Genomic DNA, 11142 nt, shown 5'->3' on the forward strand with positions numbered 1-11142 from the left:
CCCGCTCGACGCCGTCGGCGAGCGGCCCCACCGACGGCCCGTATCGCCGCCGCGGTCTTCACGGTGCGACACGTGGGCCAGTACAGCACAATACGAAGCCCAATTTAGTGTGCAGATTTCGGCCCGACAACGAACAAAACCGCACCTCAACGCACTGCGTTGGCACCAACCGCCGGAACATGTCCTAAGTCAGGGGTGCCGCGGGTGCGATTCTGTGTCTGCTCGCGGGGTTGCGTGTGTGACGAAAGTTAACTCGTGGGGCTGGTGTTACGGCGCGCCTCCCGCGGTCCCGGCCAATCGTGGACAGAATCGCCGTTATGAAGATGTCAGCACTCCTGTCTCGAAATACAACCTCGCGGCCCGGAATCGTCGGGACTGCGATCGTGGATCGCGACATCGACCGTTTATTGCGGCGCGTCGGACAGGGGGACATCGTCGTCCTCGACGCGCGCGATTTGGACCGTGTCACTGCCGATGCGCTCATCGAGGCGGGTGTGGCGGCGGTCATCAACGCCTCGCCGTCGATTTCGGGCCGCTATCCCAACCTCGGACCCGAGGTGCTGGTCGCCAACGGCGTGACGCTGATCGACGACACCGGCACGGAGGTCTTCAAGAAGGTCAAGGACGGCATGCGCGTGCGGGTGCACAACAGCGCGGTGTACGTCGGGGACCGCCGGCTGATCGTCGGCACCGAGCGCGACGACGTCGAAATCTCGGAGCTGATGCACGAAGCCAAGAGCGGGCTCGTCGCGCACCTGGAGGCGTTCGCCGGAAACACGATCGAATTTATCCGCAGTGAAAGCCCGTTGCTCATCGATGGCATCGGAATACCGGACATCGACGTCGACGTCAACCGCCGGCACGTAGTGATTGTCGCCGAAGAGCCCTCGGCCGCAGACGATTTGAAAACCCTCAAACCGTTCATCAAGGAGTACCAGCCGGTGCTGATCGGAGTCGGAGCCGGCGCGGACGTGTTGCGTAAGGCCGGGTATCGCCCCCAATTGATCGTCGGCGATCCCGACAAGATGTCCGCTGATGTGCTGCGGTGCGGCGCGCAGGTCGTGCTGCCCGCCGACGCCGACGGCCACGCCGCCGGGCTGGATCGGATTCAGGATCTCGGAGTCGGGGCGATGACGTTCCCGGCGGCCGGGTCGGCGACCGATCTTGCGTTGCTGCTGGCCGATCACCACGGCGCCGCGCTGATCGTCACCGTGGGACACGCGGCGACCATTGAGGAGTTCTTCGACCGCACCCGCGCACAGAGCAATCCGTCCACCTTTCTCACTCGACTCAAAGTGGGGCACAAGCTGGTCGACGCGAAGGCCGTCGCCACGCTGTACCGCAGTCGGGTCTCCGGCGCAGCGATCGCGATGCTCGTGCTGGCAATGCTGGTGGCAATCATCGTTGCGCTATGGGTTTCTCGCACCGATCACGCCGTGCTGGACTGGGTCGCCGCCTACTGGAACCGATTCCTGCTCTGGGTTCAAGCACTCGTCAGCTAGGCGGCCGTCGTGATCACCCTGCGCCAGCACGCGATCTCACTTGCTGCGGTCTTCTTGGCACTTGCCGTCGGCGTTGTGCTGGGTTCGGGGCTGCTGTCTGAGACGCTGCTGTCAGGATTGCGCGACGACAAGCGCCAGCTGCAGGGCCGCATCGAGCAGCTCGATCAGAAGAACAACGGGTTGAACGAAAACCTCAGGGCTGCCGGTGAATTCGACGCGGCAATGGCACCGCGGATTGTTCACGACGCGTTGGCGGGGAAGTCGGTCGTGATCTTTCGGACACCGGATGCGGCGGACGATGTCGTGACGCGGGTGGCGCGCCTGGTCGGCGATGCCGGAGGTGCGGTGACCGGCACCGTCGGGCTGACGCAGCAGTTCGTCGACGCCAACGATGCCGAAAAGCTGCTCTCGGTGATGAACTCGTCGATTGTGCCGACAGGCACTCAGCTGAACACCACGTCGGTGGATCAAGGCTCGCAGGCGGGCGATCTCCTGGGGATCGTGCTGCAGATCAACAAGAATCCGGCGACGCCACCGGTCGCTGACATCCAGCGTGACACCGTGCTCGCTGCGCTGCGGCAGACCGGGTTCATTAGTTATGCCGACAAGGTCGGCGCTGCCAACACCGCGATCGTGGTGACGGGCGGACGGCTCAACGACGACGCAGGCAATGCGGGACCGACGGTGGCGCGGTTCGCCGCGGCGCTGTCCGGTCACGGCGCCGGCACCGTGGTCGCAGGCGCCGACGGTTCGAGCTCGGGCACCTCAGCGGTTGCGGTGATTCGTGCTGACCCCGCCATGGCCGGTGCGGTGAGCTCGGTGGATGACCTCAGCAGGGAATCGGGCCGGATCACGACGGTCCTGGCGCTGCACGATCTACTCGGCGGCGGTCACCCCGGCCAGTACGGCACGGGTCAAGGCGCTCAAGCACTGACTGTCCCGCAATAGCTCCGCGCAAGCGCTGATCCGTCATCTGGTCTTCGCGCAAGCGCTCATCCGCGTGTCAGCGAGCGCTTGTCGGCTCCCCTGTTAGGCTGAGGTTCCGTGGGTCGGCAGGCCCCCAGCTATTCAAAGCTTGTTCTGCGTCGTCACGGGGAGTCGCTCTTGCCAGCGTTACGAAGGCATCCGCAAACCGCCACCAAGCATCTCTTTGTCAGCGGTGGTGTCGCGTCCTCACTGGGCAAGGGGCTCACGGCGTCGAGCCTCGGCCAACTGCTCACCGCACGTGGTCTGCAAGTGACTATGCAGAAGCTGGACCCCTACCTCAACGTCGATCCCGGCACCATGAACCCGTTTCAGCACGGCGAGGTGTTCGTCACCGAGGACGGCGCGGAAACCGACCTCGACGTCGGCCACTACGAGCGCTTCCTTGACCGCAACTTGTCCGGTCACGCGAATGTGACTACAGGCCAAGTCTATTCATCGGTGATCGCAAAGGAGCGCCGCGGTGAGTACCTAGGAGACACCGTCCAGGTGATCCCGCACATCACCGACGAGATCAAGAGCCGGATTTTGGCCATGGCGCAACCTGACGCCGACGGAAACCGCCCAGACGTCGTTATCACCGAGATCGGCGGCACGGTCGGCGATATCGAGTCACAGCCGTTCCTGGAGGCTGCCAGGCAGGTCCGCCACGACGTCGGGCGCGAGAACGTGTTCTTCCTGCACGTGTCGCTGGTCCCGTATCTGGCGCCCTCGGGTGAACTGAAGACCAAGCCGACGCAACACTCGGTGGCTGCGCTGCGCAGCATCGGTATCACGCCGGACGCGTTGATTCTGCGGTGTGACCGCGACGTGCCCGAGCCACTGAAGAACAAGATCGCTCTGATGTGCGACGTCGACATCGACGGGGTGATCTCCACGCCGGATGCTCCCTCCATCTACGACATCCCGAAGGTCTTGCACCGTGAAGAGCTCGACGCGTTCGTGGTACGGCGCTTGAACCTGCCGTTCCGGGACGTCGACTGGACGGAGTGGGACGATCTTCTGCGCCGCGTTCACGAGCCGCGCGAGACGGTGCGAATAGCGTTGGTAGGCAAGTACGTCGACCTGTCGGATGCATACCTCTCGGTTGCCGAAGCGCTGCGGGCGGGAGGCTTCAAGCACAGGGCGAAAGTCGAGATCCGGTGGGTGGCATCCGACGACTGCCAGACGGACGCCGGGGCGGCGGCGACACTGGCCGACGTGCACGGCGTACTGATACCCGGCGGGTTCGGCATCCGTGGCATCGAGGGCAAGCTCGGAGCAATCCGGTACGCCCGCACTCATGGGCTGCCGGTGCTCGGCTTGTGTTTGGGCCTGCAGTGCATCGTGATTGACGCGGCGCGGTCCGTCGGGCTGGAAAAAGCGAATTCCGCCGAGTTCGACCCGGAGACACCGGATCCGGTGATCTCCACCATGGCCGATCAGAAAGAGATCGTGGCGGGCGAGGCCGATATGGGCGGCACGATGCGCCTGGGCGCCTACCCGGCCGTCCTCGAGCCGGAATCGATTGTGGCTCAGGCATATCAGGCTACCGAAGTGTCAGAGCGCCACCGGCACCGTTATGAGGTCAACAACGCGTACCGCGACCGCATCGCGGCCAGCGGGTTGCGGTTCACGGGCACATCGCCCGACGGCCATCTGGTCGAGTTCGTCGAGTACCCGCGCGCGGTGCATCCGTTTCTGGTGGGTACGCAAGCGCATCCGGAGCTCAAGAGCCGGCCCACCCGTCCACATCCATTGTTCGTTGGTTTCGTCGGCGCAGCGCTGGAGTACAAAGCCGCCGAGCGACTTCCCGTCGAGATCCCGGAACGGCCGAACGGAAACGAGCACGCGGAGGCTGTCGGGGGGCTGCTACACCAGCCTGTGGCCCGTGGCTGACCACGTTTTCGAGGTCGAATCCTCAGAGACTGCGTACGAGGGGAACATCCTGGCGCTGCGCGTCGACCAAGTCGGCATGCCCGGTGGCGTCACGGCCACGCGAGAAGTCGTCGAACACTACGGCGCCGTGGCCATCGCCGCGGTTGACGAGGGTCAGCGTGTGGCGATGATCTATCAGTACCGGCATCCGCTCGGTCACCGGCTGTGGGAGCTGCCTGCCGGACTCCTCGATGTGCCAGGCGAGGATCCACTCACCACCGCGCAACGCGAGCTGCGGGAAGAAGCGGGGTTGGCCGCGAGCGAGTGGCGGGTGTTAGTGGATACCGCGTCGTCACCGGGGTTCACCGACGAGGCGGTCCGCGCCTATCTGGCGACCGGTCTTTCTCACGTCGACCGTCCAACTGGGGAATATGAAGAGGCCGACCTCAGCCTGCATTGGTTCCCACTCGACGAGGCGGCCGACATGGCGCTTGCGGGCGAGATCGTCAACGCGACATCCGTCGCCGGCGTGCTCGCCGCCTACACCGTGTTGGTCGACGGGAAGTCGACGCGGCCTACCGATGCTGCGTGGCGGGACCGGCCCACGGCGTTCGCGCAGCGGAAGGGCAGCAAATGACGGCTGTCGTGCCGGCTCTGGACGGTCAACTGCAGGGCTACCTCGACCACCTGACCATCGAGCGCGGCGTGGCCGCCAACACGCTCAGCTCGTATCGGCGCGACCTGCACCGCTACCACGATCATCTGATCCTGCGTGGCATCCACGACCTTGATGACGTCACTGAGGGCGACGTGAGCGACTTTCTGGTGGCGCTGAGGCGCGGCGATCCCGAGTCCGGCTCGGCCGGACTGTCGGCAGTATCGGCCGCCCGTGCGTTGGTGGCCGTGCGCGGCTTGCACCGGTTCGCCGCCGCTGAAGGTGTCACCGCGGTCGACGTCGCCAACGCCGTGAAGCCGCCGACGCCGAGCCGGCGCTTGCCGAAGAGCCTGACCGTCGACGAGGTACTGGGGCTGCTGACGGGCGCCGGCGGTGACAGCCCTGCCGACGGGCCGCTCACACTGCGCAACCGCGCTCTGCTCGAGTTGCTGTACTCCACCGGTGCGCGGATCTCGGAGGCAGTCGGCCTGGACGTCGACGACGTCGACACGCACGCCCGTTCGGTGCTGTTGCGTGGCAAGGGCGGCAAGCATCGGCTGGTGCCGGTCGGACGGCCCGCGATCGATGCTCTTGACGCTTACTTCGTCAGGGGTAGAACGGAATTGGCGCGCCGCGGGCGCGGGACGCCCGCGATCTTCCTGAACGCCAGGGGCGGGCGGCTCTCGAGACAGAGCGCATGGCAGGTGCTGCAGGACGCCGCCCAGCGGGCGGGCATCTCCTCTGCGGTGTCGCCGCACACGCTGCGGCATTCGTTCGCCACCCATCTACTCGACGGCGGCGCCGACGTCCGCGTGGTGCAGGAGCTGCTCGGGCACGCCTCGGTGACCACCACGCAGATCTACACGCTCGTGACCGTGCACGCGCTGCGTGAGGTGTGGGCCGGGGCCCATCCCCGCGCTCACTGAAAGCGATGGCCGAGACACGCCACGTCGTCGTCATCGGGGCCGGCTCAGCCGGCTTGTCAATGGCTCTGAGCCTTCGCGACCGCGGCAGACGCGTCCTCGTCGTCGACAAAGCAGACCAGGTCGCCGCGGCGTGGCGCGGAAGATATGACCGCCTGCGGCTCAACACCGGCAGGCAGTTCTCCCACCTTCCGGGCCGGCCCTATCCGAAAGGAACCCCGATATTCCCCACCCGCGATCAGGTGGTCGCCCATCTGCAGCGGCACTCCCGCGAGGAAGGCATCGAACTACAGCTGAATGCCCAAGTCGCGCAGCTTGATTCGGCGCCAAGCGGCTGGCGCCTGCGCACGTCGTGCGGTGACGTGGACGCGCGGCACGTCGTGGTGGCCACCGGGAACCAGAACGTGCCCCACATTCCCGACTGGGCCGGAAAGGACCTTTTCGAGGGCGAGCTGCTGCACACGTCGGCATACCGCAACGCAGCGCCGTACGCGGGAAAACGGGTGCTGGTGATCGGCTGCGGTTCGTCGGGAATGGAGATCGCTCACGAGCTCGCGACTGGCGGCGCCGCTGAAACGTGGCTCACCGTGCGGACTCCGCCGAACATCATGCTGCGCACAGGACCGGGCGGGCTGCCCGGTGACGTCCTCGCGAGTCCGCTGTACCGGGCCCCGACCTGGTTCGCGGACGCGTTCAGCAGGTTCGGCCGGAGGCGGTCGATCGGCGACTTGTCTGCGTTCGGCCTGCCCATTCCCGAGGAAGGGCCGTTCACCCGGCTCAAGCGGGGCACGGTGCCGTCTCTGGTGGACATGGACGTCATCGACGCGGTCCGCGACGGATCCATCGAGGTGGTGGCGACGATCGAGGGTTTCGACGGAAACGCCGTCAGGCTTCTCGACGGGCGGCGTCTTGAACCTGACGCGGTGATCTGTGCGACAGGCTTCCGGCGTGGATTGGAGCCGCTGGTGGGCCATCTGGGTGTGCTCGACGAGCGCGGAATGCCGCGAGCGCAAGGCGTTCGGCCTGCCGCCAACGGGTTGTGGTTCCTCGGCTACATGACGCGGCCGTCGCTGATCGCCGCCGTGGGCAAGCAGTCGCGGCGTCTCGCCAAACACATCGGCTAGCCGAGATAGCGCGACTCGAGCACGAGGTCAGGGATCAGCGCCTGGTACTCGAGATGAGTCTTGTGCTCGCGCGTCTCCCAGTGCTTGCCTTGCTGGTCGCGCATGTAGGCCCGGTATTTCGGAGACCCGGGCACACCGACATTGTCAGCGACGACCACGGAACCCGGGCGTAGCCAGCCGCGCGCCACGATGCTCTTCAGGTCGTCGAGGTAGGCGTTCTTGTCGTGGTCGATGAAGACAAAATCGAGTCCGCCCGTGGTGAAGCCGTGGTCGGCAGCGAGCGCGTCAAGCGTCGTGCCGCCATCACCGACCGTTCCGACGACGCACGTGAGCCGGTCGCCGACGCCGGCGTGCGCCCAGATGCGCCGGGCGATCTCGGCGTTGGCCTCAGAGAGTTCGACCGAGAACACTCTCGCGGCCGGCGCAGCGCGTGCGATCCGCAGCGCGCTGTAGCCGCAGTACGTGCCGAGTTCCAGAACCATCTGTGGATCGGCAGCTTGCACCGCCGCATCGAGAAGCGCGCCCTTCTCGTCACCGACGTTGATCAGAATGGATTTCTCGTACGCGAACTTATCGACGGTGGCGATGACATCGTCGATGTCGCCGCGCCGCGCGTTGTTCAGCACGTACTCCGCGGCTGCGGCTTCTCGGCCGTCGCCGATCTGGCCAGTGGTGGTGATGTTGCGAGCTCCAATGGCGAGCCTCCACACGGAGCGGCGCAGGAACGGAACCTTCTGCCTCAAGCCCACGAGGGGCAAGCCTACGGGCTGCGGTCAGCTTGCGGGTCTGGCCGTCATGCAGCGTTCACCCCGTTAGACTTGCCCGAATGTCCGCGACCGTGCACAGAGAAGGTTTGCCGTGACCGACGACGCCGACCACCCCGGCGTCGGCCTCACCGGCCGCCCGCCGCGGACGATCCCCGACCCGGCGCCCAAGACGGCGCACGGGCCCGCCAAGGTGATCGCGATGTGCAACCAGAAGGGCGGCGTGGGCAAGACCACCTCGACGATCAATCTCGGTGCCAGCCTCGCCGAGTACGGCCGACGCGTGCTGCTGGTGGACCTTGATCCGCAAGGCGCCCTGTCAGCCGGGCTGGGGGTGCCGCACTACGAATTGGACGCGACGATCCACAACGTCCTCATCGAGTCCCACGTCTCGATGGACGACGTGATCTTGCACACCAGGGTCAAGCACATGGATCTGGCTCCAAGCAATATCGACCTGTCTGCTGCGGAGATCCAGCTCGTCAGCGAGGTCGGTCGCGAACAGGCGCTGGGGCGCGCGCTGCATCCGGTGCTCGACCGTTACGACTACGTGCTGATCGACTGCCAGCCGTCATTGGGCCTGCTGACGGTCAATGGGCTCGCGTGTTCCGACGGTGTCGTGATTCCCACTGAGTGCGAATACTTTTCGCTGCGCGGGTTGGCGCTGCTGACTGACACCGTCGACAAGGTCCGGGATCGGCTGAATCCGCGGCTGAATATCACCGGCATTGTGATCACCCGGTTCGACACCCGTACGGTCAATGCCCGCGAGGTGATGGCACGAGTGGTCGAGCGGTTCGGCGATCTCGTCTTCGACACCGTCATCACCCGCACCGTCCGGTTCCCGGAGACCAGCGTCGCGGGCGAACCGATCACGACGTGGGCGCCGAAATCCGGTGGGGCAGAGGCGTACCGGTCGCTGGCCCGTGAGGTGATCGACCGGTTCGGCGGCGCGTGACGTCTTCGACATCCACGTCGGACGGCTTTCAGGTCCGGCTCAGCAATTTCGAGGGGCCGTTCGACCTGCTCCTGCAGTTGATCTTCGCGCACCGCCTCGACGTCACCGAAGTCGCACTGCACCAAGTCACCGACGACTTCATCGTCTACACGAAAGCCATTGGGGCACAGCTTGAATTGGATGAGACGACGGCTTTCCTCGTAGTCGCCGCGACCCTGCTTGACCTGAAGGCGGCACGGCTGTTGCCTGCCGGGGAGGTGGAGGACGCCGAGGATCTGGCGCTGCTGGAGATCCGCGACCTGTTGTTCGCGCGGCTGCTGCAGTACCGCGCGTTCAAGCACGTCGCCTCGATGTTCGCCGAGCTGGAGGCCTCTGCGCTGCGCAGCTACCCCAGGGCGGTGGCACTCGAGGACCGGTTCGCCGACCTGCTGCCCGAGGTGATGCTGGGGGTGGACGCCGGAAACTTCGCGCAAATCGCCGCCATCGCATTGACGCCACGCCCGGTCCCGACGGTGACCGTCGAGCATATGCACCAGAGCATGGTCTCGGTCACCGAGCAGGCCGGGTACGTGCTCGACGCGCTGGAGCGGCGCGGCCCGGGGCAGTGGGCGAGTTTTTCTGAGCTGGTCGCCGATTGTGGCGGCGTGATCGAGATCGTCGGGCGCTTTTTGGCTCTGCTCGAGTTGTATCGGCTGCGGGCGGTAGCATTCGAGCAATTAGAACCGCTTGGTGTGCTCCAGGTTTCGTGGACCGGAGACCGGCCGACAAACGATGATCTGGTGAGGGCCACTGCGGACGCGAGGAGCATAGGGGCCACTGCGGACGCGAGGAGCAGGACGGCGGTTGCCGATGAGTGAGGAAACCCAGGATCTCGACCTGGGGCTCGAACTGGAACCCCAGACACAGTTCGACGACGCCGAATTGACCGGGGTGCTCGAGGCGCTGCTGCTTGTCGTGGACACGCCGGTGCCGGTGGCGACGTTGGCGACGGCGACACAGCAGACCACCGACCGGGTGTCCGCGGCATTGGAGCGGATGGCCGGTGAGCTCGCCGACCGTGGCAGCGGCATCGACCTGCGCGAGGCGGGCGGTGGTTGGCGCATGTACACCAGGGCAAGGTTTGCGCCCTATGTGGAAAAACTCCTGCTCGACGGGTCGCGATCGAAGCTGACCAGGGCGGCGTTGGAGACGTTGGCGGTGGTCGCCTACCGCCAGCCCGTGACGCGGGCGCGGGTGAGCGCGGTTCGCGGCGTGAACGTCGACGCAGTGATGCGAACGCTGTTGGCCCGGGGGCTGATCACCGAAGCAGGTACTGATCCCGACACGGGCGCAGTGGTGTTCGCGACCACCGAGATGTTCCTTGAGCGGTTGGGGTTGTCGTCGCTGGCCGATCTGCCCGACATTGCGCCGCTGCTTCCCGACATCGATGTGATCGACGACCTCAGCGAATCACTCGACAGCGAGCCGCGGTTCGCGAGGCTGAACGGCGGCCGCACTTCGGGCTCCGAGGACACAGCGCCGGCACTCGAGCTGGACAGCGATGAATGACTCGCCATCCCCGGATGCGATCCGACTGCAGAAAGTGTTGTCACAAGCGGGAATCGCGTCGCGCAGGGTTGCCGAGCAGATGATCCTGGCGGGCCGCGTCGAGGTCGACGGCCAGGTGGTCACCGAGTTGGGGACCCGCGTCGACCCGAGCGTATCGGTGATCCATGTCGACGGCGCACGGGTGGTGCTGGACGACACGCTGATGTATCTGGCGCTGAACAAGCCGAAGGGTATGCAGTCGACGATGTCCGACGACCGGGGCCGGCCCTGCATCGGCGACATGATCGAACACCGGGTTCGCGGAAACCAGAAGCTGTTTCACGTCGGTCGACTCGACGCGGACACCGAGGGGTTGATCCTGCTGACCAACGACGGCGAGCTTGCGCACCGGTTGATGCATCCCTCCTACGAGGTGCCCAAGACGTACGTCGTGACGATTAACGGTGCTCTGCCTCGCGGTCTGGGTAAGACGCTGCGTGCGGGAGTCGAGCTTGACGACGGCCCGGCGGCTGTCGACGATTTCGCGGTGGTCGACACCGTTCCTGGGAAAACGATGGTGCGGCTGACCTTGCATGAGGGACGCAAGCGAATCGTCCGGCGAATATTCGACGCGGTCGGATATCCGGTGCAGGCCCTGGTCCGTACCGATATCGGCGCGGTGTCGCTGGGCAACCAGCGTCCGGGCAGCATCCGACCCTTACGGCGCGACGAGGTCGGCCAGCTGTACAAGGCGGTGGGGCTGTGAGGGAGTCAATGACCATTGCGATCGACGGCCCGGCTGGTACCGGAAAGTCGTCAGTGGCAAAGGGTTTGGCGACCTTGCTGCA

General features: G+C 65.7%; 11 protein-coding genes. 10 read left to right on the forward strand and 1 reads right to left on the reverse strand.

The window, feature by feature from the left end; all coding sequences use genetic code 11:
- The first annotated feature begins 317 nt into the window (after nt 1-317).
- The 6 genes from steA to QOH60_RS17680 all read left to right on the forward strand — a co-directional run bounded on the left by steA (nt 318) and on the right by QOH60_RS17680 (nt 7045).
- Nucleotides 318-1502: a putative cytokinetic ring protein SteA gene (gene steA / locus QOH60_RS17655; protein ID WP_526422698.1), complete on the forward strand. Its 1185-nt coding sequence runs from the start codon at nt 318-320 to the stop codon at nt 1500-1502.
- Between the two features lie 9 nt (nt 1503-1511).
- Nucleotides 1512-2450, forward strand: a complete 939-nt coding sequence (locus QOH60_RS17660; RefSeq protein ID WP_526422700.1) for a copper transporter — start codon at nt 1512-1514, stop codon at nt 2448-2450.
- Between the two features lie 156 nt (nt 2451-2606).
- Nucleotides 2607-4364, forward strand: coding sequence for a CTP synthase (gene pyrG, locus QOH60_RS17665; RefSeq protein ID WP_526422702.1), 1758 nt, complete (start codon nt 2607-2609; stop codon nt 4362-4364).
- The gene (locus tag QOH60_RS17670) at nt 4357-4980 is read left to right on the forward strand and encodes an NUDIX domain-containing protein (RefSeq protein WP_526422704.1); all 624 of its coding nucleotides are present in this window, start codon (nt 4357-4359) and stop codon (nt 4978-4980) included. Before pyrG ends, QOH60_RS17670 begins: the two co-directional genes overlap by 8 nt.
- The gene (xerD, locus tag QOH60_RS17675; protein ID WP_526422706.1) at nt 4977-5924 is read left to right on the forward strand and encodes a site-specific tyrosine recombinase XerD; all 948 of its coding nucleotides are present in this window, start codon (nt 4977-4979) and stop codon (nt 5922-5924) included. The genes QOH60_RS17670 and xerD overlap by 4 nt, the downstream gene beginning before the upstream one ends.
- A 5-nt stretch (nt 5925-5929) precedes the next feature.
- Nucleotides 5930-7045, forward strand: coding sequence for a flavin-containing monooxygenase (locus tag QOH60_RS17680; protein WP_526422708.1), 1116 nt, complete (start codon nt 5930-5932; stop codon nt 7043-7045).
- Here QOH60_RS17680 and QOH60_RS17685 read toward each other — a convergent pair.
- A complete protein-coding gene (locus QOH60_RS17685) occupies nt 7042-7794 on the reverse strand; it encodes an O-methyltransferase (protein ID WP_526422710.1) in 753 nt (250 codons plus the stop codon). The genes QOH60_RS17680 and QOH60_RS17685 overlap by 4 nt on opposite strands.
- A gap of 109 nt (nt 7795-7903) precedes the next feature.
- Here QOH60_RS17685 and QOH60_RS17690 point away from each other — a divergent pair, with 109 nt between their 5' ends.
- Genes QOH60_RS17690 through QOH60_RS17705 form a run of 4 tightly spaced genes read left to right on the forward strand, consistent with a single transcriptional unit; the run spans nt 7904 to nt 11060 of the window.
- Complete coding sequence (locus QOH60_RS17690) at nt 7904-8767, forward strand: ParA family protein (RefSeq protein WP_526422712.1); 864 nt, start codon at nt 7904-7906, stop codon at nt 8765-8767.
- On the forward strand, nt 8764-9624 hold the full coding sequence (locus tag QOH60_RS17695; RefSeq protein ID WP_526422714.1) for a segregation/condensation protein A: 861 nt from the start codon (nt 8764-8766) through the stop codon (nt 9622-9624). Before QOH60_RS17690 ends, QOH60_RS17695 begins: the two co-directional genes overlap by 4 nt.
- On the forward strand, nt 9617-10315 hold the full coding sequence (gene scpB / locus QOH60_RS17700) for an SMC-Scp complex subunit ScpB (protein WP_526422716.1): 699 nt from the start codon (nt 9617-9619) through the stop codon (nt 10313-10315). Before QOH60_RS17695 ends, scpB begins: the two co-directional genes overlap by 8 nt.
- Nucleotides 10308-11060, forward strand: coding sequence for a pseudouridine synthase (locus QOH60_RS17705; RefSeq protein ID WP_526422718.1), 753 nt, complete (start codon nt 10308-10310; stop codon nt 11058-11060). Before scpB ends, QOH60_RS17705 begins: the two co-directional genes overlap by 8 nt.
- The last annotated feature ends 82 nt before the right edge of the window (nt 11061-11142 follow it).

Source organism: Mycobacterium sp. (assembly GCF_032159765.1).
Classification (GTDB): Bacteria; Actinomycetota; Actinomycetes; order Mycobacteriales; family Mycobacteriaceae; genus Mycobacterium.